The organism is Bradyrhizobium sp. USDA 3262 (assembly GCF_054060035.1).
Window position 1 is genome coordinate 4,060,870 of the sequence record NZ_JBSSCT010000001.1, and the last position, 26,558, is coordinate 4,087,427.

General features: G+C 64.7%; 18 protein-coding genes. 15 read left to right on the plus strand and 3 right to left on the minus strand.

Features of this window, described 5'->3' with window-relative positions; translation table 11 throughout:
* Nucleotides 1-12 precede the first annotated feature (12 nt).
* From ACVWYP_RS18610 to ACVWYP_RS18655, 10 genes are all read left to right on the plus strand, one after another.
* Entirely contained in the window at nucleotides 13-888 is an 876-nt protein-coding gene (locus ACVWYP_RS18610; protein WP_028338713.1) for a branched-chain amino acid ABC transporter permease, read from the plus strand.
* Complete coding sequence (locus ACVWYP_RS18615; RefSeq protein WP_038386404.1) at nucleotides 885-2,657, plus strand: branched-chain amino acid ABC transporter ATP-binding protein/permease; 1,773 nt, start codon at nucleotides 885-887, stop codon at nucleotides 2,655-2,657. Before ACVWYP_RS18610 ends, ACVWYP_RS18615 begins: the two co-directional genes overlap by 4 nt.
* A complete protein-coding gene (locus ACVWYP_RS18620) occupies nucleotides 2,657-3,385 on the plus strand; it encodes an ABC transporter ATP-binding protein (RefSeq protein WP_028338711.1) in 729 nt (242 codons plus the stop codon). Before ACVWYP_RS18615 ends, ACVWYP_RS18620 begins: the two co-directional genes overlap by 1 nt.
* 36 nt (nucleotides 3,386-3,421) lie before the next feature.
* Nucleotides 3,422-4,507, plus strand: a complete 1,086-nt coding sequence (locus ACVWYP_RS18625) for a malate/lactate/ureidoglycolate dehydrogenase (RefSeq protein WP_304499332.1) — start codon at nucleotides 3,422-3,424, stop codon at nucleotides 4,505-4,507.
* Nucleotides 4,508-4,547: 40 nt separating this feature from the next.
* Nucleotides 4,548-5,324, plus strand: a complete 777-nt coding sequence (locus ACVWYP_RS18630) for an HpcH/HpaI aldolase family protein (protein WP_028338709.1) — start codon at nucleotides 4,548-4,550, stop codon at nucleotides 5,322-5,324.
* 205 nt (nucleotides 5,325-5,529) lie between these two features.
* Nucleotides 5,530-7,053 carry a UxaA family hydrolase gene (locus tag ACVWYP_RS18635; RefSeq protein WP_304499333.1) on the plus strand — a complete coding sequence of 508 codons (1,524 nt, stop codon included), beginning with the start codon at nucleotides 5,530-5,532 and terminating at the stop codon, nucleotides 7,051-7,053.
* Nucleotides 7,054-7,548: 495 nt separating this feature from the next.
* Nucleotides 7,549-7,896 carry a GDSL-type esterase/lipase family protein gene (locus ACVWYP_RS18640; protein WP_369525570.1) on the plus strand — a complete coding sequence of 116 codons (348 nt, stop codon included), beginning with the start codon at nucleotides 7,549-7,551 and terminating at the stop codon, nucleotides 7,894-7,896.
* 353 nt (nucleotides 7,897-8,249) lie between these two features.
* Nucleotides 8,250-11,507 (plus strand): transglutaminase family protein, encoded by a 3,258-nt coding sequence (locus ACVWYP_RS18645; RefSeq protein ID WP_304499334.1) that lies wholly within the window; start codon nucleotides 8,250-8,252, stop codon nucleotides 11,505-11,507.
* 20 nt (nucleotides 11,508-11,527) lie between these two features.
* Nucleotides 11,528-14,071, plus strand: coding sequence for a circularly permuted type 2 ATP-grasp protein (locus ACVWYP_RS18650; protein ID WP_304499335.1), 2,544 nt, complete (start codon nucleotides 11,528-11,530; stop codon nucleotides 14,069-14,071).
* A complete protein-coding gene (locus tag ACVWYP_RS18655; RefSeq protein ID WP_304499336.1) occupies nucleotides 14,068-14,946 on the plus strand; it encodes a transglutaminase family protein in 879 nt (292 codons plus the stop codon). Before ACVWYP_RS18650 ends, ACVWYP_RS18655 begins: the two co-directional genes overlap by 4 nt.
* Nucleotides 14,947-14,993: 47 nt before the next feature.
* On the opposite strand, the gene ACVWYP_RS18660 is transcribed toward ACVWYP_RS18655, so the two are convergent.
* Both ACVWYP_RS18660 and ACVWYP_RS18665 read right to left on the minus strand, forming a co-directional pair.
* The gene (locus ACVWYP_RS18660; RefSeq protein WP_304499337.1) at nucleotides 14,994-16,496 is read right to left on the minus strand and encodes a sensor domain-containing diguanylate cyclase; all 1,503 of its coding nucleotides are present in this window, start codon (nucleotides 16,494-16,496) and stop codon (nucleotides 14,994-14,996) included.
* Nucleotides 16,497-16,658: 162 nt separating this feature from the next.
* Nucleotides 16,659-18,365, minus strand: a complete 1,707-nt coding sequence (locus ACVWYP_RS18665) for a methyl-accepting chemotaxis protein (RefSeq protein ID WP_028338702.1) — start codon at nucleotides 18,363-18,365, stop codon at nucleotides 16,659-16,661.
* Between the two features lie 337 nt (nucleotides 18,366-18,702).
* Between ACVWYP_RS18665 and ACVWYP_RS18670 the strand changes: the two genes are divergently transcribed.
* From ACVWYP_RS18670 to ACVWYP_RS18685, 4 genes are all read left to right on the plus strand, one after another.
* Nucleotides 18,703-20,085, plus strand: coding sequence for an ethanolamine ammonia-lyase subunit EutB (locus ACVWYP_RS18670; RefSeq protein ID WP_304499338.1), 1,383 nt, complete (start codon nucleotides 18,703-18,705; stop codon nucleotides 20,083-20,085).
* A gap of 129 nt (nucleotides 20,086-20,214) precedes the next feature.
* On the plus strand, nucleotides 20,215-21,801 hold the full coding sequence (locus ACVWYP_RS18675) for a B12-binding domain-containing radical SAM protein (RefSeq protein ID WP_304499339.1): 1,587 nt from the start codon (nucleotides 20,215-20,217) through the stop codon (nucleotides 21,799-21,801).
* Nucleotides 21,802-21,805: 4 nt separating this feature from the next.
* The gene (eutC, locus tag ACVWYP_RS18680; protein ID WP_304499340.1) at nucleotides 21,806-22,600 is read left to right on the plus strand and encodes an ethanolamine ammonia-lyase subunit EutC; all 795 of its coding nucleotides are present in this window, start codon (nucleotides 21,806-21,808) and stop codon (nucleotides 22,598-22,600) included.
* A gap of 197 nt (nucleotides 22,601-22,797) precedes the next feature.
* Nucleotides 22,798-25,182, plus strand: coding sequence for an efflux RND transporter permease subunit (locus ACVWYP_RS18685; protein WP_304499341.1), 2,385 nt, complete (start codon nucleotides 22,798-22,800; stop codon nucleotides 25,180-25,182).
* Nucleotides 25,183-25,277: 95 nt separating this feature from the next.
* Here ACVWYP_RS18685 and ACVWYP_RS18690 read toward each other — a convergent pair whose 3' ends face one another.
* On the minus strand, nucleotides 25,278-25,781 hold the full coding sequence (locus ACVWYP_RS18690) for a hypothetical protein (protein WP_026192497.1): 504 nt from the start codon (nucleotides 25,779-25,781) through the stop codon (nucleotides 25,278-25,280).
* Nucleotides 25,782-26,186: 405 nt separating this feature from the next.
* Here ACVWYP_RS18690 and ACVWYP_RS18695 point away from each other — a divergent pair, with 405 nt between their 5' ends.
* Nucleotides 26,187-26,420: a hypothetical protein gene (locus ACVWYP_RS18695; RefSeq protein WP_028331722.1), complete on the plus strand. Its 234-nt coding sequence runs from the start codon at nucleotides 26,187-26,189 to the stop codon at nucleotides 26,418-26,420.
* Nucleotides 26,421-26,558 lie beyond the last annotated feature (138 nt).

A 26,558-nucleotide genomic window follows, 5' to 3' on the forward strand; every position in this document is an offset into this window, starting at 1 on the left:
CGAGCGCTCGTCATGGATCTCGTCCTCCAACTGCTCTTTACCGGAATCGGCATCGGCGCGGTCTACGCGCTGGTCGCGCTTGGTTTCGTGCTGATCTTCCGCGCCACCAACGTGGTGAACTTCGCGCAAGGCGAGTTCTCGATGGTCGCCGCCTATCTGATGGTGGTGTTCTCGGTCGATCTCGGCTGGCCTTACTGGCTGTCGTTCCTGATCGCGCTCGCTGGCATGGCGTTGTTCGGCGTCATCTTCAATCTCGGCGTCTATTATCCGCTGCGCAATCGCACCTATCTGCCCGTGATCATCGCCACCATTGGCGCCTCGATCCTGCTGTCGAACTCGGTGCTCGCGATCTATGGCCCGCAGCCGCAGGTGCTGCAGGGCTGGTTCGATACGCCCGGCATTCAGCTTGGTCCGGTCTATCTCGACAGCCAGTATCTTCTGATCATCGCCGTCACGATCCTCTTGGTGCTGTTCAATTTCTGGTTCTTCGAGAAGACGCTGCTCGGCAAGAAGCTGCAGGCGACCTCGCAGGACAAGGAAATGGCCTCGCTGCTCGGCATTTCCGTTTCCACCATGATCATGATCACCTTCATCTATTCGGCCGTGCTCGGCGGTCTCGCCGGCATCCTGGTGGCGCCGGTGCTGTTCGTCTCGATCCAGATGGGTTCGACGATTGCGCTGAAGGCGTTTGCCGCGACCATCATCGGCGGCTTCGGTGATGTCGCAGGCGCCATCGTCGGCGGTCTGGCGCTCGGCGTCATCGAGACGTTCGGCGCCGCCTATATTTCAGTGCCGTACAAGGACGGCTTCGCCTTCCTGGTGCTGATCGCTTTCCTGGTGTTCCGGCCGCAGGGCATCTTCGGCGAACGTGTCGCGGAGAAAGCATGAGCGCCACCGACAACATGATCCCCGCGCCGGCCGTGCGCTCGAAGCCGCTGATCATCCGCCATCTGCCGTATTTCATCGGCGCCGCGGTGCTGGTGGCGCTCGCCGCCGGCATGCGGTTCGACGGTTACATCCTCAACATCCTGCTGCAGGCCACGACCTTCTCGATCGCGGTGTTCGGGCTGTCGGTCGTGCTCGGCCTGTGCGGCCAGATCAACCTTGCGCAGGCCGCCTTCTTCGGCTTCGGCGCCTATGCGGTCGGGCTCGGCACCGCCGACCTGCACCTGAACTTCTGGCTCTGCCTGGTCGGCGCCTGCGCGATCACATTGATTGCCGGTGCCTTCCTCGGCATGTCGACGCTGCGGCTCGGCGGACACTACCTTGCGATGGTGACGATCTCGTTCCAGCAGATCGTGACGCTGGTGATGATCAACGCCATCGGCGTGACCCACGGGCCGGACGGCGTCGCCAATATTCGTCGGCCCGAGCTGTTCCAGTCCTCGCAGAGCTATCTGGCGTTCTGCGTCGCGATGCTCGCGATCGTCGGTTACCTGGTCTGGCATCTCCCTGATACCAAGCTCGGCCGCGCCATGCGCGCGGTGCGCGACAACGAGCTTGCGGCCGGCGTCAACGGCATCGACGTGTTCCGCACCAAGATCTACGCGTTCGGGCTGTGCGCGTTGCTCGGCGGTCTGGCCGGTGGCCTGTTCGCCGGCGGCTTCGCCTATGTCAGCCCGGACCAGTTCTCGTTCGCGGAATCGATCGTGTTCCTGACCATGTCGCTGCTCGGCGGCGTGGCCTCGCCGATCGGCTCGGTGATCGGCACGGGCCTCTTGATCCTGATCCCGGAATGGCTGCGCTTCCTGAAGAGCGTGCCGGGACTTTATCTGGCGATCTACGGCCTGTTCGTGATCCTGATCATCCGCTTCATGCCCGACGGTATCTGGGGTTTTGTGTCGGACGCATTCACGCGCTGGCGTGCGCACACCAAGGCGCCGCCGGCCGCGGCGGCCTTGCAGCTCAAGCCCGCGACGTCTGGCGGCGACATCGTGCTCGAAGTGACCGGGCTCTCGAAGCATTTCGGCGGCCTCAAGGCGGTCGACGGCGTCGATATCGCGGTGAAGCGCGGCAGCGTGCATGCGCTGATCGGACCGAACGGCTCCGGCAAGACCACGACGCTGAACGTGCTGTCCGGTCTCTACAAGGCGACCGCGGGCAGGATCGTGCTCGACGGCACCGACATCACCAACATGGCGCCGCATCAGCGCACCGCGGCGGGTCTCGGACGTACCTTCCAGAACATCCGCCTGTTCCGTTCGATGACGGCGCTGGAGAATGTCGAGATCGGGGCCGAGCGTCCCGGCAACACCATGATCGGGAAAGGCGAGGATGCGCTGACCGAGCGCGCGATGGAGGCGCTGACCTTCGTCGGGCTCGGCAACCGCGCCAACGAGTTGATCTCGAGCTTCTCCTATGGCCACCAGCGCCTGATCGAGATCGCGCGGGCGCTGGCGTCGAACCCGACGCTGCTGCTGCTCGACGAGCCGGCCGCCGGTCTCAACTCGACCGAGAAGCTCGAGCTGCATGAGCTGCTGAAGCGCATCGCGGCGCAGGGCCTCACCATCTTGATCATCGATCACGACATGACGCTGGTGTCGGAAGCCGCCCAGCACATCACCGTGCTGAACTTCGGGCGCCGCATCGCGGACGGCGAGTCCATGGCGGTGCTGCGCCATCCCGACGTCGTCTCCGCCTATCTCGGGAGCGAATGATGCCGCTGCTCGAAATCCGCAATCTCGTGGTCCGCTACGGCGAGATCGAGGCGCTGCGCGGCGTCACCATCGCCGTGGAGCAGGGGCAGGTGGTCACGCTGCTCGGCGCCAACGGCGCCGGCAAGTCGACCACGTTGCGCGCGATCTCAGGCCTCGCCAAGCCCGCCTCCGGCGACATTATGTTCGACGGCCACTCGATCGCGGGCCTCGGGCCGGAAGCGATCGTCCGACTCGGCATCTCGCATGTGCCGGAAGGCCGCCGCGTGTTTCCGGGTCTCACCGTGAAAGAGAACATCATGCTCGGCGCGTCGAACCGGAAGGTGTCGGCGTCGCAGATCTCGCGCGAGGCCGACGCGATGTTCGACCTGTTCCCGGACATCCGCGCCTTTTCCAACGCGCTCGGCTGGACGCTGTCTGGCGGCCAGCTGCAGATGGTCGCGGTGGCGCGCGGCCTGATGGCCAAGCCGCGGCTGCTGCTGCTCGACGAACCGTCGCTCGGGCTGGCGCCCGTCATCGTGCAGTCGGTGTTCCGCATTATTTCGCAGATCAGGAAGGACACCACGGTCTTGCTCGTCGAGCAAAATGCGCGCATGGGACTCTCGGTTGCCGATCACGGCTTCGTCCTGGAAACAGGACGGATCGTGCTGGGCGGCAAGCCCGACGAATTGTGGGGCAATGAAGCCATCGCCGCGGCCTATCTCGGCGGCCACGCCAAGACCCACGCCTGACAACGTCCCGTGCTTTACTGAGCGAGCTGGTTTTTCATGGTCACCATCAAGGTCGATAACCTCATCAACTTCGTGTCCGAGGTGTTTTCCCATTCGGAGTCCTCTCCGGAAGAGGCCAAGCGCATCGCGACCTATCTGACGACCGCGAATCTTACAGGTCACGACAGCCACGGGGTGATCCGCGTGCCTGTTTATGTCAGGTGGAAGAAGATGGGCTCGATCGTGCCGAACCAGACTCCCGAGGTGGTGGTCAACACGCCGTCGCTCGCGGTGGTCGACGGCAAGTTCGGTTATGGCCAGACCGTCACGCCGGTTGCGGTCAAGCTCGGCATCGAGAAGTGCAAGAAGGCGGGGCTCGCCGCGGTCGCGCTGCGCAACTCCGGCCATCTCGGCCGCGTCGGCGACTGGGCCGAGATGGCCGCCGCTGAAGGTCTTGTTTCAATTCATTTCGTGACCGCGGCGGGCTCGTTGCTGGTCGCGCCTTACGGCGGCGTCGAGAAGCGCCTGTCCACGGCGCCGTATTGCGTCGGCATTCCGCGTCAGGGCCAGGATCCGATCGTGCTCGATTTTGCGACCTCGGTTGTCGCCGAGGGCAAGTGCCTGGTGGCAAGCCGCGGCGGCAAGAAGCTGCCGATCGGCGCGCTCGTCGATGCCGACGGCACGCTGAGCGAGGATCCGCACGTGCTGTATGGTCCGTACACGCCGGACGGACCGCGCGACCACACCAAGGGAACTGGCGCGATCCGCGCCTTCGGCGATCACAAGGGCTCGGGTCTCGCCTTCATCTGCGAACTGCTCGGCGGCGCGCTGACCGGCACCGGTGCGACGTCGTCGGACCGGCGCTTCGCCAACGGCATGATGGCGTTCTACATCGACCCCAAAGTGATCGACACCAGTAATTTCTTCGATGGCGAAATCACCCGCTACACTGATTTCATCCGCGCCACTAAGCCGATCGCAGGAACAGATTCCGTGCTGGTTCCTGGCGATCCCGAGCGGAAAACCCGTGCCGATCGCACCAGGAACGGCATCCCCTTGCCTGACGACACCTGGGCGGCGATAGTGAATACCGCGCGCGAAGTCGGCGTCAGCGAAGTTTCTATCCAGCGGGCGACCAGCTGAAGGCTCGTCCCCCAATAAACCGCAAAGGGAAACGCGATCAATGGCAAACAAGGTCAAGCAAGTCTGGGCATCCGGCAAGGCGGTGGTGAACGCGTGGCTCGCGATTCCCTCCGGGTTTTCAGCCGAGGTGATCGCGCAGTGTGGCTTCGACAGCGTCACCGTCGACATGCAGCATGGTGTGCAGGACTATCAGTCGATGGTGCAATGCTTCCAGTCGATGCACGCCCATCCGGTCACTCCGATGGTCCGCGTGCCCTGGAACGAGCCTGGCATCATCGGCAAGGTGCTGGACGGCGGCGCCTATGGCGTGATCTGCCCTATGGTCAACACACCGCAGGAAGCCAAGAACCTCGTCTCCTACGCCAAGTATCCGCCGAAGGGCGTACGCTCCAACGGCCCGATCCGCGCCGGCATGTACGGCTCGGCCGGCACCTATCAGCAGACCGCCAACGACGAGATCGTGCTGCTGCCGATGATGGAGACCAAGACCGCGGTCGAGAACATGGAGGCGATCCTCGATGTCGAAGGCATCGACGGCGTCTATATCGGCCCGTCCGATCTTGGCTTCTCTTACGGCCTGGTGCCGAAGCTCGATCGCGACGAGCCGGAGATCCTCAAGATCTATGAGAAGATCATCAAGGAGTGCGGCAAGCGCGGCCTCAATCCGGGAATCCACTGCTCGGGCGCCGACGGCGCGGTGCGCGCGATCAACATGGGCTTCAAGCTCGTGACGCTGTCGAACGAGGTCGGCCTGATGCAGGTCTACGCCAAGATGCAGGTCAACGCGACCCGCGAGAAGTCCGGCGGCAAGGCGTAAGCTGATCCTCTCTCTCTTCCCGTTCTTCACGGGGTCGAGACCAGCGAAGCTGGCTCTTAGAGGGTTGGGGTGAGGGGCCTCTATCCGGCGAGCACCATCGTTGTAAGTGACATTGTGCCTCGCCCCTCACCCGGATCGCCGACGCGATCCGACCTCTCCCCGTAAAGGACGGGGAGAGGTGAAGAAAAGACGAAGGAGAACTCCCATGGCCTCGGCACAAGTGATCCGCCTGCACGCCGACGACAGCGTCCTGATCGCGCGCGCGAGCCTGCCGCCGGGGCTTGAGGTGACCGAGGGCGTCACGACGGTCGATCGCATTCCGGCCGGCCACAAGGTCGCGATCAAGCCGATCGCGCAAGGCGAGCCGATCAGGCGCTACGGCCAGATCATCGGCTTTGCGACCCAGGCGATCGCGCCCGGCCAGCACGTGCATACCCAGAACTGCGGCATGGGCGATTTCGCCAAGGACTATGCCTATGGCGTCGACGTCAAGCCGGTGCCGAACTTCGATCTGCCGGCGACGTTCGAAGGCATCCGCCGCGCTGACGGCCGCGTCGCCACCCGTAACTATATCGGCATCCTCACCTCGGTGAATTGCAGCGCCCATGTCGCCGGCATCGTGGCCGACATGTTCAAGAAGAACCCGTTCACCGGCGACAATCCGCTCGCCGATTTCCCGAATGTCGACGGTGTCGTCGCGCTGACCCACAAGACCGGCTGCGGCATGACCCAGGACGAGCCCTTGGCGCTGCTCCGCCGCACGCTCGGCGGCTATGCGCGTCACGTCAATTTCTCCAACGTCATCGTGCTCGGCCTCGGCTGCGAGGTGAACCAGATCGGCGGCCTGATGCAGGAGCAGAAGCTTGCGGGCCGGCTGCGCGCGATGGACATCCAGGAGGTCGGCGGCACCCGCAAGACGGTGGAAGCCGGCGTTGCCTTCGTGAAGGAAGCGCTCGCCGATGCCAACAAGGTCAAGCGCGAGGCGGTGCCGGCGAGCGAGCTCACCGTGGCGCTGCAATGCGGCGGCTCGGATGGCTATTCCGGCGTGTCGGCCAATCCGGCGCTCGGCGCGGCGAGCGACCTCTTGGTCCGTCACGGCGGCACCGTGATCCTCTCGGAGACGCCGGAGACCTATGGCGCCGAGCATCTGCTGACTCGCCGCGCCGTCAGCCGCGAGGTCGGCGAGAAGCTGGTCGGCCTGATGCGCTGGTGGGAGGAGTACACCCAGCGTGAGGGCGCCGAGATGAACGCCAATCCGAGCCCCGGCAACAAGGCCGGCGGCCTCACCACCATCCTGGAGAAGTCGCTTGGCGCGATGGCCAAGGCCGGCAGCACCAATCTCGTCGACGTCCTCAACTACGCCGAGCCCGTCACCAAGAAGGGCTTTGTGTTCATGGACACGCCCGGCTACGACCCGGTCGCCGCGACCGGGCAGGTCGCCGGCGGCGCCAACCTCGTCTGCTTCACCACCGGCCGCGGCAGCGTGTTCGGCTGCAAGCCCGCGCCGTCGATCAAGCTCGCGACCAACACGCCGATGTACAAGCGGATGGAAGACGACATGGACGTCAATTGCGGCACCATCCTCGACGGTGAGGAGAGCGTGCAGGAATGCGGCCAGCGCATCTTCGACCTCATCCTCAAGACCGCCTCGGGCCAGCCGACCAAGAGCGAGAGTTTTGACTTCGGCGGCGCTGAATTCGCGCCGTGGGTGCTCGGCGCGACGATGTAAGTGAGAGGCTACGATGTAGCCTGTACTCCAGTGTCGTCCCTGCGAAAGCAGGGACCCATAACCACTGGCTGTGGTTATGTGAAAGGTGTCTGCCACTGTCTTTCATCAATAGGATCACGCGGTATGGGTCCCTGCTTTCGCAGGGACGACAACCTTTACCGAACAGCCTTCCCGGGTTGCGCGGACCCTGTCATCGGGCGCGCATTCGCGCGACCCGTTGGCTCCATCCGGGCTACAGGCTTAGGAGCTACAATCCACGCCGCATTCTCGCTGTCGTCCCGGCGAAGGCCGGGACCCATACCCGCGTGATCTATCGATTAAAGGCGGTGGGAGACACCTTCCGCATCACCACGGCCGTTGGTTATGAGTCCCTGCTTTCGCAGGGACGACAAGGAAGCACGTTGGCGAATGAAGCTTCCCGGACTACGCTACGTTCCATCCGAGCTACGGATTGGACGGAGGAAGCATGCGCGCGCGTCCGTTGGGAATTGTTGGATGCCTCGTATTCTCGCCGCCTTGAGCCTCGGCGCCGGTTTGGCCGACGCCGCAACCATCGTGGCGCTTGGCGCGAGCAATACCTATGGCAAGGGCGTGGCGCGCAATCAGGCCTATCCCGCGCAGCTTGAAGCGATCTTGCGGGCGAAGGGACTGAATGTCCGTGTCGTGAACGCCGGCATCAACGGCGACACCACGGAAGGGATGCTGCAACGCTTGGACCGCGCCGTCCCGAATGGGATCCGCGCGGTTATCTTGCAGCCAGGCGGCAATGATCGACGCAAGGGCAGCCCTGACCGGACTGCGGATGTTCAAAGTCGCCTCAGCGCGCCCGTGGCATCGCGGTGATCATGCTCCCGAACGGGATGCTGGGCGGACTTCCCCATCAGTCCGACGGTGTGCATTTGACGCCCGAGGGCTATCATATGCTCGCAGAGCAGCTCGCCTCGCAGGTATCCGGCGCGATCGGCCGCTAGCAATCGCGTAGCCCGGATGAAGCCAACGGGTCGCGCGAATGCGCGCCCGATGACAGGCTCCGCGCAATCCGGGATTCTTTCTGCGGAGAAGATCCCGGATTTCGCTTTCGCTCCATCCGGGCTACGGATCACGCCCTTACCTTGGGCACCCCGTGCCCGTTGTTAGTGCTTGATGTCGACCGGAACCAGTGTTCTGCTCAAAAAAGCTGCTGGAGTCCTCGGTCCGTGTCGATATCCGTCGCACTGCATCACGTCACGCACTACACATACGACCGGCCGATCGATCTCGGGCCTCAGACCATTCGGCTCCGGCCCGCGCCGCATACGCGCACGCCGATCACAAGCTATTCGCTCAAGGTCACGCCCGCCAATCACTTCGTGAACTGGCAGCAGGACCCACAGGGCAACTGGCTGGCGCGCTACGTCTTTCCGGAGAAGACCACCGAGCTCAAGGTCGAGGTCGATTTCACCGCTGACATGACGGTGGTCAATCCGTTCGACTTCTTCGTAGAGCCCTTTGCCAACGGCTTTCCATTTGAATATCCCGGCGATCTCAACATCGAGCTCGCGCCCTATCTCGAGACCGATGAGCCCGGGCCACTGCTCGCGGCTTACCTGAAGGAGATTCCGCGCCAGGCCGACAGTACCGTCAACTTCCTGGTCGAGCTGAACGCGCAGCTGCAAAAGAAGATCAGCTACGTGATCCGCATGGAGGCCGGCATCCAGACGCCGGAGGAGACGCTGGCCGCGGGCTCCGGCTCCTGCCGCGACTCGGCGTGGCTGTTGATCCAGACGCTCCGCCATCTCGGGCTCGCCGCGCGTTTCGTCTCCGGCTATCTCATTCAGCTGCGGCCGGACATCGATCCGCTCGAAGGGCCGCGCGAGGTCGAGAGCGATTTCACCGACCTGCATGCCTGGGCCGAGGTCTATCTGCCGGGCGCGGGGTGGATCGGTTTCGACGTCACCTCCGGCATGCTGACGGGCGAGGGCCACATCCCGGTCTGCGCCACGCCGCACTACCGTTCGGCCGCGCCGGTGACCGGCAGCGCGGGCGTTGCCAATGTCGAGTTCGGCTTCGAGATGAGCGTCAGGCGGATCGGCGAGGCGCCGCGCATTACCAAACCATTCTCCGATGACTCCTGGGCGCGGCTCGACCGGCTCGGCGAGCAGGTCGATGCCGATCTGAGGAAAGACGATGTGCGCCTGACCACGGGCGGCGAGCCGACCTTCGTTTCGGTCGACGATCTGGAATCGCCGGAGTGGAACGTCGCCGCGGTCGGCCCGACCAAGCGCGCGCTCGCCGATGAGTTGATCCGCAAGCTGCGCACGCGGTTCGCCTCCGGCGGCCTGCTGCATTACGGCCAGGGCAAATGGTATCCCGGCGAGAGCCTGCCCCGCTGGGCCTTCGGTCTCTACTGGCGCAAGGACGGCAAGCCGATCTGGAAGAATGCCGAGCTGATCGCTGGCATCGAGAATTCGCGCAAGGCCGAGATCGCGGAAGCCCAGCGTTTCGTCGAGGCGACCGCAAGCAAGCTCGGTCTGGGCGTTGACTATGTCATACCTGCTTACGAGGACCCAGCATTCTGGCTGCAGCGTGAGGCCGGCCTGCCGGCCAATGTGACCCCTGCGAATTCCAAACTGACCGATCCGGAAGAGCGCGCGCGCCTTGCGCGGGTGTTCGACGAGGGGCTGACCACGCCGAAAGGCTACGTGCTGCCGATCCAGCGCTGGAGCCCGCTCGGCGATCGCGTGCCGGCGCGTTGGCGCAGCGAGCGTTGGAAGATCCGGCGCAGCCATCTGTTCCTGTCACCCGGCGACTCGCCGCTGGGCTTGCGGCTTCCGATTTCATCGCTCGAATATGTCCCGCCGGACGATTATCCCTACGTCGTAGAGCGCGATCCGATGGCGCCGCACGCCGCGCTTGCTGACGAGCTGCAGCAAGCATTGAAGGAGATTCCCGAGCCGCTGCCGGTGCGCACCGCGATGTCGATCGAGGTTCGCGACGGCGTGCTGTGCGCCTTCATGCCGCCGGTCGAAAAGGTCGAGGATTATCTCGACCTGATCGCAGCGATCGAAGCCGCCGCCGAGGAGCTGCAGCTGCAGGTGCACGTCGAGGGTTACGCGCCGCCTTTCGATCCGCGCATCGAGGTGATCAAGGTGACGCCGGACCCCGGCGTGATCGAGATCAATGTGCAGCCGGCACAGAGCTGGCGCGAGGCCGTCGACATCACGCTCGGCCTCTATGATGACTCCGCGAAGACGCGGTTAGGGGCCAACCGTTTCCTGATCGACGGCCGCCACACCGGCACCGGCGGCGGCAACCACATCGTGGTCGGCGGCAGCAAGCCGGAGGATTCACCGTTCCTGCGCCGGCCTGACCTGTTGAAGAGCCTCGTGCTGTACTGGCAGCGGCATCCGTCGCTGTCCTATCTGTTCTCCGGCATGTTCATCGGTCCGACCAGCCAGGCGCCGCGCATCGACGAGGCGCGGCATGATGGGCTCTATGAGCTCGAGATCGCGCTGTCGCACGTGCCGCCGCCGGGCATGGATGCGCCGTTGTGGCTGGTCGATCGCCTGTTCCGGCACATCCTGGTCGACATCACCGGCAACACCCATCGCGCCGAGATCTGCATCGACAAGCTCTATTCGCCCGACGGCCCGACCGGCCGGCTTGGCCTCGTCGAATTCCGTGCGCTCGAGATGCCGCCAGATCCGCGGATGTCGCTGGCGCAGCAGCTGTTGATCCGCGCGCTGATCGCAAAGCTCTGGCGCCAGCCGCAGCAGGGCAAGTTCGTACGCTGGGGCACCGCGTTGCATGACCGCTTCATGCTGCCGCACTTCCTCTGGGAGGATTTTCTCGGCGTGCTCGCCGAGCTCAAGCAATCCGGCTACGACGTCGAGCCGGAATGGTACCAGGCGCAGCTTGAATTCCGCTTCCCCGCCTTCGGCCGCGTTCATCATGGCGGCGTGGGTCTCGAGCTGCGCCAGGCGCTCGAACCCTGGCATGTGCTGGGCGAGGAGGGCACCTCGGGCGGCACCGTGCGCTACGTCGATTCGTCGGTCGAGCGGCTGCAGGTGAAGGCGACCGGATTCGTCGAGGGCCGCCACGTCATCACCTGCAACGGCAGGCGGATGCCGATGACCGAGACCGGCCGTGCCGGCGAGGCCGTCGCCGGCGTCCGCTTCAAGGCCTGGCAGCCGGCCTCCGGCCTGCATCCGACCATTCCCGTGCATGCGCCGCTGACGTTTGACTTGATTGATACCTGGAACGGCCGCTCGCTCGGCGGCTGCGTCTATCATGTTGCCCATCCCGGTGGCCGCAACTACGAGACCAAGCCGGTCAATTCCTACGAGGCCGAGGCGCGGCGGCTGGCGCGCTTCCAGGAGCACGGCCACACCCCCGGCAAGATCGAGACGCCGCCGGAGGAACGCACAATTGAGTTTCCCTTGACCCTCGACTTGCGGACGCCGCTCCTGCACTAATTGTGTCAAGGGGAAGTGGAATGACCGCATCGGGTGGCCAAGGCAATAGTCAAGGCAGCAGTCAGGAGAGCAGGGCCCGTCCCGGTCAGCGCCGGATGGCGCAGTGGACCCGCGACTATGTCCGGCTGCCCGGCATTCCCGACGAGTATATTGCCGACAACAGCGCGCCGCGGCCGGCCTGGGCGCGCTTCTTCGACGCCTTTGCCGCGCTGTCGCCGGCCGATATTGAGCGCCGCTTCGCCTCCGCCGACCGCCATCTGCATGAGGCCGGCGTCACCTATCGCGCGCCGGGCGACACTTCCGACCGGATCTGGCCGCTCAGCCATCTGCCGCTGATCATCGATGCGGCCGACTGGCGGCAGCTCGCCGCCGGCGTCGCGCAACGCGCGCAGCTTCTGGAGATGGTGCTGGCCGATCTCTACGGCGAGGGCCGCCTTGTTGCCGACGGCGCCATCCCCGCGGCGGCGATTGCCGGCAGCAGCGAGTATCTGCGCGCGGTCAGCGGCATCAAGCCGCCGGGGGGCCGCTATCTGCATCTTTATGCCGCCGACATCGGCCGTGGGCCCGACGGCCGCTGGTGGGTGCTCGGCGATCGCACGCAGGCGCCGTCGGGCGCGGGCTATGCGCTGGAAAACCGCCTGGTGCTGTCGCGCGCCTTTTCCAATCTCTACAAGTCGATGAATGTCGAGCGGGTCGCGCCGTTCTTCGAGGCGTTCCGCGAATCACTGCGCGCCAGCGCTGACCGCGACGAGCCGCGGATCGGCCTGCTGACGCCCGGCGCGTTCAGCGAGACCTATTTCGAGCACGCCACGCTGGCGCGCTATCTCGGCTTCCTCTTGGTCGAGGGCGACGATCTCGCGGTCTCCGGCGACCGCATCCACATCCGCACCGTTGCCGGATTGAAGCGGCTCGACGTGCTGCTGCGCCGGGTCGATTCCAACATGCTCGATCCGCTCGAGCTCGACGCGTCCTCCTATCTCGGCGTGCCCGGGCTCGTCGAGGTCCTGCGCAAGGGCGGCGTCGTGGTCGCTAACGTGCCGGGCTCCGGCGTGATGGAGGCGAGGGCACTGCTCGGCTTCCTGCCCAATCTCTGCCGGCGCCTGCTCTCTGAAGACCTGATGATGCCGCACATCGCGACCTGGTGGTGCGGCCAGAAATCCGCGCGCGAGCATGTGCTGTCGCGGCTCGACGAGTTCGCGATCGAAGGCGCCTATGGCCGCGGCGTTGCGGATTTTCCCGGCAACGGGCCGGTGCTCCCGGGCGAATTGTCGGCCGCGGACCGTGACCGCCTGAAGGATGCGATCAGCCATCGCGGCATCGACTATGTCGGTCAGGAGCTGGTGCGGCTGTCGACCACGCCGGTATGGGAGAACGGCCGCATCGCGCCGCGTCCATTCGTGTTGCGGGTGTTTGCGGCGGCGACGCCGAACGGCTGGACCGTGCTGCCCGGCGGCTTCTGCCGGATTGCCGATCGGGCCGATGCGCGCGCGGTGTCGATGGGCGATGGCGCGGTGTCCGCCGACGTCTGGGTGGTCTCCGACAGGGCCGTTGCGACCTCGACCTTGCTGCCGGCGGGCGACACCGTCCGCATCCGCCGCATTGCGGGCGTGCTGCCGAGCCGTGCCGCCGACAATCTGTTCTGGCTCGGCCGCTATCTGGAGCGCGCCGAGGCCACCATCCGGCTGATCCGCGCCCTGTGCACGCCGCTGCGCGATCCCGCGCGCGCGAATTCGAACGGCGCGGCGCCGGCGATGCATTCGGCCGAGCGCATCCAGCGCATGCTGGTCGCCTGGGGCGCGGCCTCGCAGACCGCGCGCGCCAATCTCGCCAGGGTCGCGCTCGAAGCGCTGCAGAGCGAGGAGAAATTCGGCTCGGCGCTGTCGCTGGTGCGATCGGCGCAGCGCACGGCGACTTCGCTCCGCGAGCGGCTGTCGCCGGACGCCTGGCAGGTCATCACCGAGATGGCCGATCGGCTCGCCATCGAGGTTCATGACGATGACGGCGTCGTCAGCGCCGCGGAGCTGACCCTGCAGGAGCTCGCAAGCTTCGCCGGCCTTGCACAGGAAAACATGAACCGCGCCGCCGGCTGGCGTTTCCTCGAGATGGGCCGCCGCGCCGAGCGCGCCGTCAACACCACGCGCTTTGCCCGTCAGTTCGCCTATGACGAAGCCGGCGACGAGGATCTCGACGTTCTGCTCACGCTGGTCGACTGCCAGATCACCTATCGCTCGCGCTATCTAGTGCAGCCGCTGCTCGCACCGGTACGCGATCTGGCGGTGCTCGACCCCTACAATCCGCGCTCGGTCGCATTCCAGGTCGCGGCGCTGAACGAGCATATCGCCGCGCTGCCGAGCCTGAAGGAGCATGGCCTGATCGAGCGGCCGCAGCGTCTTGCCGTCGCGGTCGAGGCGATGCTCACAACGGCCGAAGCCTCGAGCCTCGACGTCAAGACCCTGTTCGCGCTGGAGCAGGATCTGCTCAACCTCGCCGACTCGATTGGGCTGCATTACTTCCCGCACGGACCGAATGCCAGCCGGCCGGAGAAGCTCACGGGGCTGGCGTGATCTACGACATCCGTCACGTCACGACCTACAGCTACGAGACCCAGGTCAGCTTCGCGCGCTGCTCGCTGCGGCTGGAGCCGATCAGCGGCGACGGGCAGCAGCTGATCTCGCATTCGGTCGAGATCCGTCCGAAGCCCGCGGAACGCACCACAAGGCGCGACTTCTTCGGCACGCTCACGGAAAGCGTCCTGATCGAGACGGCGCATCGCAGTCTGCGCATCGATGCCCGCTCGCGGGTCTCGGTGGCGCGGCAGCCGCCGGCGCGCGACGCCGCCAGCCCGCCCTGGGAGGACGTGCGTGACAACGCGTTCGAGGCGTTGAGCCTCGATGCGGCCTCGCCGGTCGGCTACGTTTTTGCCAGCGCGCTGGTGCCGGTGCTGCGGCCGGTGACGGCCTACGCCTCTGCGAGCTTTTTGCCTGGTGGCGGCATCCTTGCCTGTGCGGCCGACCTGATGCGCCGCATCCGCAACGACTTCAAATACGATCCCAAGGCGACCGTGATCTCAACGCCGCTTCGCGACGTGTTCGAGAAGCGCCACGGCGTGTGCCAGGACTTCGCCCATGTGATGATCGCAGGGCTGCGTGGCCTCGGCCTGCCCGCGGCCTATGTCAGCGGCTATTTGCGCACCATTCCGCCGCCGGGCCAGCCGCGGCTGCAGGGCGCGGACGCCACCCATGCCTGGGTCTCGGTCTGGTGCGGCAGCGCGCTTGGCTGGGTCGGGTTCGACCCGACCAACGATCTGATGGTCGGGAGCGACCACATCATTCTCGCCATCGGCCGCGACTTTGCCGACGTCTCGCCGGTCGACGGCGTCATCGTCGGCGCGCGCAAGCAAAAGCTCGCCGTTGCGGTCGACGTGCTGCCGGTGGAGTGAGCCGGGATGGGCGCGCGGCGCGCTCGACCGCGCCAATGCGATCGCGATCAGGCGACGTGCCGCTTGCCCGATTTGTCCCACCCGATCGGGCTGACGATGACGCGGTCGCGGCCTTCACGCTTGGCTTGATAGAGCGCGAGGTCTGCGGCCTTGAGCAGATCGCGCGACGTGCGCTCGTGGTCCGGGACGAGGCACGACAATCCGATGCTGACGGTCGGCAACTCAGGCTCGGATTCCCGCGCAGCCGCCAGCTTGGCACGAATCCGTTCGGCAATTTCCAGGGCGCCCGTCTTGCCGATGCCGGGCAGCAACACTGAAAACTCCTCGCCGCCATAGCGGGCGCCGAGATCGGTTGCACGGTTGGCGCTGCTTGCGATGCACCGTCCCACGGTGGTGAGCACGGCGTCGCCGGCCTGATGCCCGTAGGTGTCGTTGTAGATCTTGAAATGATCGACGTCGATCATCAGAAGCGAGACCGGCGCCTTTGCGCGCATGCCACGGCGCCATTCGACGTCAAGGGTATCGTCGAGGCGGCGGCGGTTGGCGAGGCCTGTCAGTGCATCGGTGCTCGCGAGGTGCGCGAGCCGGTCTTCCGCGGCGGCGCGCCGTTTGAGAGCGGCCACCAGGTAGAACATCAGGACGATCGAGAAGCCGCAGAGCGCTGCAACCACGCTGCCGATCAGCCAGAGCTGCTGCCACCAGTCGGCATAGATGCCGTCGAGCGCGAGACCCTCGGCGATGAGCAGGCGATTGTGTCCGACCGCCTGGAAAACATAGAGCCGGCTGACATGATCGACGATCGATTTCGTGATGTAGGAGCCGGACTGGTGTGCCGGAAACTGCTTGAAGACCAGAGAGTCCTTGATGCTTTGCCCGATCTTGCTGATGTCGAACGGGGCGCGCATCAGTATGACGCCATCGCTGTTGAACAGCGCCATGCTGTCGCCGAAGCCGAAGTTCAGCTTGCGAAACAGATTGTGGAAATAGCTGAGCCGCATGCTGCCCGCGACCACGCCGGCAAAGGAGCCGTCGTCATTGTTGATGCGGCGGCTGAGGCTGATCAGATATTCGCCATCAGAAGTAATCCACGGAGCACTGATGAACAGGCCGCTGTCCGCTCGCGTCTGATGCGCCCGGAAGAAGTCTCGATCGGCGAAATTTGCGGCCCGCGGCGTCAACGTCCTGGAATCGAGCGTGACGTCCCCCGCCGCATTCAGCACGAGGATCGAGCCGAGATCCTTGGCTGTGGCGGCGCGGTCGAACAGCACGACCTGGCGAAGCTCCGGGCTGATCTTGCCGAGCTCCGGCAGCTTGACGCCGTCGGCGACCGCCTGGAGCGAGAGGTCGTAGAGGTCGATGTTGCGGTCGATCTCGCTGGCGATGGAGGCGACGAGGTTGGTCGCGCCTTCCTTCGCATGCCGATAGTCCTTGCCCGCCATCTCCCAGAGAATGGATGCGCAGATCGCCGAAAAGCAGAGAACGAGGCCGATCCCGAGCGCAAGGAGCCGTTTGGTCGGCACCGCCTTCGGCCTTGGCAAAAGCCCGTTCATTGCTCACTTCCACTTTCCCGCGCAGTGACGCTTTCTATGGAGGCATCAAATTGAGAAATGCGACCTGAAGCGGACGCAATTTGCGTCCGTGCATTGGGAGAGTCTTAACCATCCAGATTGCCGGGGCCCTGTCGTAGGGCCTCGCAACGTCGCGGGATCGGCTCAGGTTCCGGTCCGCTGCAGGCCGTCGGCCGCGTCGCTGCGCAGGTTGCGGAAGAACTGCTCGACCTCGCGCGACAGCGTCTCGGCGGTTGCGGTCAGATCGTTTGAGGCCGCGAGCACCGATTCCGCCGCCTTGCTGGTCTGGTCCATATCGTCGCGGAGCGAGCCGACATTGGTAACCAGGGTCTCGTTGCCCTGGGCGGCCATCTGTGCATTGGCGGAGATTTCGCGCGTCGCCGCGTCCTGCTGGCCGATCGCGCTCGCGATGTTCGCGGTGACGTTGCTGATCTCGCGTACCGCCTGGCCGATCTCGCGCACGGCGGCCACCGAGTTGCGGGTCGAGGCCTGGATCAGGCCCACATTCTCGCTGATCTCGGCGGTTGCCTTCGCGGTCTGGCCGGCCAGCGCCTTGACCTCGTGCGCGACGACGGCGAAGCCACGGCCGGCATCGCCGGCGCGGGCGGCTTCGATGGTGGCGTTGAGGGCGAGCAGGTTGGTCTGCTCGGCGATCGCCTGGATCAGGCTCAGCACCCCGTCGATGCGCTGGGTGGTGGCGGCAAGGCCCTCGATCTCGGTGATCGAGCGGTCGGTGCGCGCACCGGCCTGATCGACGGCGCCGGACGACTGCTTGACCTGGCGGCCGATCTCCTCGACCGAGGCGGAGAGTTCTTCGGCCGCGCCCGCCACCGCGGAGACGTTGCTCGAAGCCTGTTCGGTGGCGCCTGCCGCAGCCACCGCGCGGCCGCTGGCGTCCGACGCGACGGTTGCGATGGTCTGAGCGGTTTGGCGCATCGTCGCAGCGTTGTCATGCACCGCGCGGAGCACCTCGCCGATCGTGCCACGGAACGCTTCGACGAAGGTCTCGATATGCCGGCCGCGCGCGTCGCGCGCCTCGGACTCCTGTACGACCTGCGCGTTCAGGCTGCGATTGCGGTCCATCGCGTCCTGGAAGACCTTGATGGCGCGTGCCAGTGCGCCGATCTCGTCGCTGCGCCCGACATGCGGTACTTCGACATGGTCGGTGCCCTCGGCGACGCGCTTGATCGTCGTGGTGATCTGCGACAGCGGCCGGGCCACCGAGCGGGCGATGATCAGCACGCCGAGTACCACCACAATCAGGGCCGCGGCGCCGAGGCCGGTCAGCACCAGTGCCATCGTGCGGTTGGTGTCGGTCTCCCGCGCCAGCTTCTTGCTGCGCTCGGCATAGACCTTGGAGAGCGCCTCGAGATCCTTGTTCAACGCGGTGCGCACGTCGCGGTTGGCGTCGTTGTCGCCCCACTCCCGTCCGGCCGCGGCGCCGATCTCGATGCCGCGGCGTACCAGCTCTTTGCGGAAATCGATGAACTGCTCGATGCGCTTCTTGAACACCGCGAACTGGGCGGCGTCGTCGGCCTGCACCAGCGTTTCCCAGTTCTTGACCACGCCGAGAATGCGTTCGTTGAACGCCAGCAGCCCGTCGCCGTATTTCTTCACCGCTGCCGGATCGGTCGACATGTAGATGCCGCGGGATTCCATCACCACGGCGTAGACCAGTGAATTGACCCGCTCGACATTGAGTGCGGCACGGCTTGCGAGGTCGACGGCCTCGGTCAGCTCGGCATTACGCCGCGCATTGTATTCGGACAGGAAGGTGATGGCCGCGGTCAGCGCCGCAATCAGCGCAAACGTCGAGTACAGCCTGGCAGCAAGCGAGAATCGGGATGCCATTGGAGGCCGGGACATGGAGATGGGGAATGTGACGGGGGCGGGCATTGCGGGGCACTCCAAGAGGCCGGGGAGTACCTTCGGCCGATTAAAGCTTATGCAAAATTTTCATGGACAATTTCTTAACGCGCGAGATTTGTGCAGCCACAACCGTTAAAATCTGTAAATAATCCCAATGCCTTATGGGCCGCTTTGAGTCTGCCGGGCGCTCGCGGCTTGCGGCCGTGCCGAGGGTGCGCCGCCGTTACCGGCAACGGCGCCAGCACGCGGGGCGAAGCCGATGGCACGCCTTTCGCAAAGAGGTGCTAGATTGCGCTGCCCCAGCCCGCGACGAACCCCCATGCTCTATCGTCACACCATCGACGCCACCAATTACGCATTCGACGATCTGCGCATCCTGCTTGCCAAGGCCTCGCCGCCGCGTTCAGGCGACCGCCTGGCCGGCATCGCCGCCGACAGCGCGGAGGAGATGATCGCAGCGCGGCTTGCGCTGGCCAATGTTCCGCTCAAGCAATTCCTCGATGAGCCTGTCATCCCCTATGAGGCTGACGAAGTCACCCGCCTGATCCTCGACAGCCACGACGTTGCCGGCTTTCTGCCGGTGTCGTCGCTCACCGTCGGCGGATTCCGCGACTGGCTGCTGTCGGATGCCGCCAGCGGGGAAGCGATCAAGAAGATCTCGCGCGGCATCACGCCAGAGATGGTTGCGGCGGTGTCGAAGCTGATGCGCAACCAGGATCTGATCTTGGTCGCGAAGAAATGCGAGGTGACGACCCGCTTCCGCAACACCATCGGTTTGCGCGGGCGAATGAGCACGCGGCTGCAGCCGAACCATCCTTTCGACGATCCCAAGGGCATCACCGCCTCGATTCTCGACGGGCTGCTGCTGGGAGCGGGCGATGCCTGCATCGGCATCAATCCAGCGAGCGACGACCCGAATGTCATCGGCAGGCTGCTGCGGCTCCTGGACGACATCATCACGCGATTCGAAATTCCGACGCAGGGCTGCGTGCTGACCCATGTCACGACCACGCTCGGACTGATCGGGCAGGGGCTGCCGGTCGATCTCGTGTTCCAGTCGATCGCCGGCACCGAGGCGGCCAATCGCAGTTTCGGCGTCGACCTCTCGCTCCTGCGGGAGGCCCGGGAAGCCGGGCTGTCGCTGCGCCGCGGCACGGTCGGTGACAATGTGATGTATTTCGAGACCGGGCAGGGCTCGGCGCTGTCGGCCAATGCCCATCACCAGGTCGACCAGCAGACGTGTGAGGCGCGGGCCTATGCGGTGGCGCGCGCGTTCGATCCGCTGCTCGTCAACAGCGTGGTCGGCTTCATTGGTCCTGAGTACCTCTATGACGGCAAGGAAATCATCCGCGCCGGGCTCGAGGATCACTTCTGCGGCAAGCTGCTCGGCCTGCCGCTCGGGATCGACGTCTGCTACACCAACCACGCCGAGGCGGATCAGGACGATATGGACAATCTCCTGACGCTGCTCGCGGCCGCCGGCGTGAACTTCATCATGGGCGTGCCGGGCGCGGATGACGTCATGCTGAACTATCAGTCGACATCGTTTCACGATGCGCTCTATGTCCGCGACCTGTTCGGCCTGAAGCGGGCTCCCGAATTCGACGACTGGCTCGCGCGCGTCGGCCTGGCCGGGCAGGACTTCCGCCTCGTGGCCGATGCGGAGCGGCTGCCCGACCTCGCTGCCAGGCTGTTGACCTGAGGGGGATAGCGAAATTCTGCAGAGCAACTATCTCGTCGTTATGACGTTAGGTAGTGCCACAATGTTGAAGAATTTCTGGCCCAGCGTTCCGCGCCGTGGTTAGATTTGCCGGTGCTTCGGGGTCGTTTGATGAGAGCTGAGGGCATAGAGACAGTACGACGTATCCTCTGCGTTTTTCCGCGCTATACGTCGTCGTTTGGGACCTTCGAGCACGCCTACCCCCTCACTGACGGCGTCAAGGCGTTCATGCCGCCGCAGGGCCTGCTGCTGATCGCCGCATACCTTCCCGAGAACTGGCCGGTCCGTTTCGTCGACGAGAATCTGCGTCCGGCGACGGCGGAGGATTTCGCGTGGGCGGATGCCGTGTTCGTCAGCGGTATGCACATCCAGCGCCAGCAGATGAACGACATCTGCCATCGCGCGCATGACCATGACCTGGTGGTCGCGATCGGCGGCCCGTCGGTCAGCGCTTGCCCGGACTACTATCCCTCATTCGACTACCTCCATGTCGGCGAGCTCGGCGATGCGACCAATGAGCTGATCAAGCGTCTGGCTGATGATACCAGCCGTCCCGACGAGCAGGTGGTGCTTAAAACCATCGACCGTCTGCCGATGACGGATTTCCCGCTGCCGGCCTATGAGCTCGCCGAAACCAAGAAGTATTTCCTCGGCAGCATCCAGTTCTCCTCGGGCTGCCCCTATCAGTGCGAGTTCTGCGACATCCCCGGGCTCTATGGCCGCAATCCGCGCCTGAAGTCGCCGCAACAGATCATCGCCGAGCTCGACAAGCTGCGCGCGTGTGGTGCCACCGACACCGTGTATTTCGTCGACGACAATTTCATCGGCAACCGCAAGGCGGCGAGCGAGCTGTTGCCCCACCTGATCGAGTGGCAGAAGCGCACCGGATATGTCACGCGCCTCGCCTGCGAGGCGACGCTCAACATCGCCAAGCGCCCCGAGATCCTGGAGAAGATGCGCGAGGCCTACTTCGTGACGATCTTCGTCGGCATCGAGACGCCCGATCCCGACGCGCTGAAGGCCATGCACAAGGATCAGAACATGATGGTTCCGATCCTCGAGGGTGTGCGCACTATCAACTCGTTCGGCATGGAGGTCGTCTCCGGCATCATCATGGGGCTCGATACCGACAAGCCCCAGACCGGCGATGCGTTGCTCTCCTTCGTCGAGGAGTCGCGGATTCCGCTGCTCACCATCAACCTGCTGCAGGCGCTGCCGAAGACGCCATTGTGGGATCGGCTCGAAAAAGCCGGGCGTCTGATCGACGACGAGGGCCGCGACTCCAATGTCGAGTTCCTGCTGCCCTATGAGGACGTGGTCAGTTCCTGGCGCAAATGCATGGAAGTTGCCTACGAGCCGAAGAAGCTGTTCGCGCGCTATCTGCATCAATGCAATTACACCTATGCCAATCGCATCAAGGTGCCGGTCAGCCCGGAAATGAAGAGCTGGGCCAACATCCGGCGCGGCCTGATCATGCTCCGCAACATCTTCTGGAAGGTCGGCGTGCTCGGCGACTACAAGCGCGTGTTCTGGAAGTTTGCGCTCGGCCGGCTCAAGCGCGGCGACATCGAGGGGTTGATCTCGGCGACGCTGGTTGCGCATCACCTGATCACCTTTGCGCGTGCAGCCTCCAGCGGCCGGCAGAACGCCTCGAACTACTCGATCCGGCTGCGCGAGGCTTCCGTCCCCGCCGAATAACAGCATGACGACACCGCCGGTGCCCTTGTCCCCTTCGCTTGCCGATCTGCGCGAGCTCACGCCGGCGCGCGTCGGTCTTGGCCGGTCCGGGGCCAGCCTGCCGACCAATGCGCTGCTCTCCTTCACGCTCGACCATGCCCGCGCCCGCGACGCCGTCCACGCCGCCTTCGACGTCAGCGGGATTGCGGCCGGTCTTGCCGGCCTCGGCATCACCCCGCTTGAGGTGTCGAGCCAGGCGCACAGCCGGCCCGACTACCTGCGGCGGCCCGATCTCGGGCGCATGCTGGATTCTGCGTCGCGGCGGTCGCTCGAGAGCAGCGGCATCACCGCATGCCCCTGCGCCGTCGTGATCGGTGACGGCCTGTCGCCGACGGCGGTCAACGTGCATGCCGTCGAACTGATCCGGCATCTCGTGCCGCGGCTTGCGGCCGACAACATCGACGTCGGCGCGGTGATCGCAGCGTCCGGCGCGCGGGTCGCGCTCGGTGACGAGATCGGCGCCATCATCGGCGCGCGCATGCTGGTGATGCTGATCGGCGAACGGCCCGGGCTGTCCGCCCCCGACAGCCTTGGCGCCTATCTCACCTTCGCGCCGCGAATCGGCCTCACCGACGCCGACCGCAACTGCATCTCCAACATCCACCATGCCGGGCTGAGCTATGCGGAAGCCGCTTTCAGGATTTCGTGGCTTGTGCGCGAGGGCCTGGCACGCCAGATCACAGGGGTCGCGTTGAAAGATGAAAGCGGCGGTGGATCGTCCAGGAATGCGCTACCAGGGTGTGACAAATCAGATACTTAATGGCGATGATCGGCGGTTCCCTGCAGATTTGGTCAGCCCCTCGCGCTTGCGAGCAAAGGGGCGGGCAGGTAAAACCGGCGCCGGTCAATATTCGCGTGTTTTCAAGGACTAGCGCCGATCAGTTGCGCTCACCCGCCTCATTCGCGCCCCTAGACCCAAGCTAGACAGATTGAGCCGTTTTCAGAACTGGACAGGGCATGCTCGAAAAGAATTCCGAAAGTCAGGTCCACGTCGAGAAGATCGAAGAGCCGCGGTCGGGCCTCAGCATCGCGTTCGGGATCGAGCGTCTCGGCCTGATCCCGATGCGGGCGCCGATCCTGTCCTGCATCGTCCTCTTTCTGTTGCTGATCGGCGCCGTGTTCGGCGTGCACCGGATCAAGATCGACGACTCGCTGTCGCAGCTGTTCCGCTCCGACTCCAAGGACTACAAGCAATATGAGGCGGTGACCAAGCGCTTCCCGGCGACCGAGTTCGACGTGCTCGTCGTGGTCGAAGGCAAGACGCTGCTCGAGCGCGAGAATCTCGGCAAGCTGCGTGACATGGTCACGGATCTGCAACTCGTCGAGGGCGTGCGCGGCCTGGTGTCGCTGTTCTCCGCGCGCCAGGCGCCGGAGCGAGGCAAGCTGCCGGCGGCGTTGTTCCCGAACGATCTGCCCGAGGGCGCGGCCTACGACAAATTCGTCGAGACGGTCAAAAGCAACGAGATCATCCGCGGCAAGCTGCTGTCGGAGGACGGCACGCTCGCGCTGATCGTGCTGTCGCTCGAGCCCGAAGTGGTCGGCAGCAACAAGCTCAGCAAGGTGGTCGGCGACATCAGGAAGATCATGGCCGACGACCTCGGCGGCAGCGGGCTCAACGCGCAGCTGTCCGGCGTGCCGGTCATGCAGCTCGAGATCCGCAATGCGGTCGAGCGCGACGGCCTGACCTACAACATCCTCGGCATCCTCGCCGGCTGCATCATCGCCATCATCTTCTTCCGCAAGATATCCTTCATGGTGGCGGCCGCGTTCCCGCCGATGATCGCGATCCTGCTCGCGCTCGGCGGCCTCGGCTGGGCCAATTTCAATCTCAACATGTTCCTCAACGTGATGACGCCGCTCATCATGGTGATCAGCTTCTCCGACTCGATGCAGCTGACATTCGCGGCGCGCGACCGGCTGATCGCGGGGCAAGACAAGTTCACCGCGTTCAAGAATGCGGTGCTGGTGGTCGGACCGGCCTGCGTGCTGACGCACGGCACGGCCGGAATTTCCTTCATCGCGCTGCAGTTTTCGGATTCCGACCTGATCCGCAAGTTCGGCGAGGCCGGGCTTGCGGCGACCATCATCGCGCTGATCGCGGTGCTGTCGCTGGTGCCGGTGTTCGGCGTCCTGTTCGTGCGCAACGAGAAGATCTTTGCGGTCAAGTTCCAGAGCGCGGATGCCGGTGTGCAGGCGCTGCGCAATTTCTGCTACTGGATCGCGGTGCGCATGGTCGGCCGTCCCGGGCTGTTCAGCCTGCTGGCGCTGATCGTGGTCGGCGGTCTCGGCATCATCTACGCCAATCTCGAGCCGCGCTACCGGCTCGCCGATCAGGTGCCGGACAAGCGGCAGGCGGTGGCGGCGTCGAGCCGGCTCGACGCCAAGTTGACCGGCGCCAATCCGGTCGATGTGCTGATCGAATTCCCCAAGGGGCAATCGCTATACTCGCCGGAGACCTTGAAGACGATTGCCGATGTCCATGCGATGGTCGAGGACTCTGCCGGCGTCGGCAACGTCTGGTCGCTGGAGACCTTGCGGCGCTGGCTCGCCGAAAAGGCCGGCAGCAATGATGTCGCGACGCTGAAGGAATATGTCGACCTGATCCCCGAACACTTGGTGCGCCGGTTCATCGACAAGAATCAGGATGCTGTCGTGGTGTCGGGCCGCGTCCCGGATGTGGACTCGAGCCAGTTGCTTCCGGTGGTGAACAAACTCGATCATTCGCTAGACAAGGTGCGCGCCGAGCATCCCGGCTACGAGATCGCGGTTACGGGTCTCTCGGTGATTGCCGCACGCAACAGCGCCAGCATGATCGAGAAGCTCAACCACGGCCTCACCATCGAATTCCTGCTGGTCGCGATCTTCATCGGGCTCGCATTCCGCTCGATCGTGGTGATGTTCTCCTGCATCCTGCCGGGCATCTTCCCGGTGGTGCTGTCCGGCACCGTGCTGTGGCTGCTCGGGGAGGGGCTGCAATTCGCCAGCGTGGTGGCTTTGACGGTGTCGTTCGGGCTCGGCCTCAGCGCCACCATCCACTTCCTCAATCGCCTGCGGCTCGAGACCAAGCCGGGTGTCACGCCGGAACTTGCGGTGGAGCGCGCCACCGTGCTGGTCGGTCCTGCGCTGATCCTGACCACGGTGGTGCTGGCCTGCGGCCTCGTCGTCACCGTGTTCTCCGACCTGCCGTCGCTGCGACTGTTCGGCTGGCTCAGCGCGTTCTCGATGGTCGCAGCCCTGGTCGCGGACCTCTTCATCCTGCGGCCGACCTCGATGTTCCTGATCAACTTGTCGCAAAAGCTCCGCGGCAGGGGCGGCCAGCCCGCGCCGATCGAAAAGGCCTGATCGACGAGCAATCAAAAAGCTGCAGCAAAAAGGCCCGGTTCCGAAGCGTTCGGAACCGGGCCTTTGTGTCTTGTGGGCGCAATCGGCCGGGAGCGTCAGCTCTTCGTCATCGTGATCGAGACGCCGCGGATCTCGCCCTTGGAGTCGATCTGCACGACCTGCTTGGAGCCGTTGGTCTGCAGGTTCAGGTTCGCGGCAAAGCCGGACGCCTCGACGAACACGTCGATCCGCCCGCCGCCCGCGGTGCCCTGCAGGTTGCCGAAGATGTTGCGGCTCGCCTCGCTCCAGTTGCCGGAGATCCGGTCGCCCTGGCTGGTGACGTCGCTGGAGAGGTCGAACTTGTAGCTGTCGCTGGCGCAATGCAGGGATTGTTTCAGGCTCATGCCCGACGGCGCGACCTTGTAATCCGCCTTGCAACGAATCCGTTCAGTCGTGCCGTTGGACAGCGCCACCGTGCCCGTTCCGGTCCACGAGCCGGCAAATCCGGCAAACGGCCCGCTGGCCTGGGCGTGGACGGCGGAGGCAGAGAGCATCAGTGCGGCGCCGACGCCCACAGCCCTGAGAGCCTGACCATAAAGGCTGGAACCAAACAGTTTCATTGTGAATTTTCCCATCAAAATCAACGCTTCCTACGCAAGAAAGCGTCTCGCCGCATCGAAGGTTTAGTGTCACCGAAGAATGTTAGGTTCAAACGACAGAAACGGCGCACGGCGCCCATATTGTCATCGAACAGAATCAGAAACCGTCGGCTTCGTGACGGCATGTAGCTTTGCGCAACTGCTATCCGCAATAGCCGAACGCGACAAAGTGATGGCACGAATCGTCATTGTGAATCAATAACTTATGTAGGGGTTTACAGCGCCGCAAATTTAGCCGCATTTAACGGTGCTTGTCGTCAATCCGTTGCCGCGTTACGTGGCGTCTGCAATCCCCAAAATCCGTCCCGGCCACGCCGAAGCGCTTTTCGGGAACAGATTTTCTGCTGTCGGAAATGAAGGAATACGATGCGTAAATTTCTCTTGGCTCTTGCCCTGTTGTCGATCCCGCTCTCCTCCAGCGCCTTCGCCCAGCAGACGCGCGGGACACCCGATGAACAGAAGGCCTGCACGCGCGACGTGCAGCGTCACTGCCGCGCCGTGATCGATCAGGGCGATTTCACCATTCTCGCCTGCCTGCAGCAGAACCGCAGCAAGATCAGCGCCGCCTGCGACCAGGTGCTGAAGACCCACGGCCAGTAAGGCCGCTTCAGGTCCCATGGATCGCCGCAAGGCCCGTGCTCGGCATGCGTGCCGGCCACGGGCTTCGTATGCTGGTGGTCACAGACAGCATTGGTTTTGGTGGCGTATTCCCCTATATGGGGCTCGCAAATCCCCCCG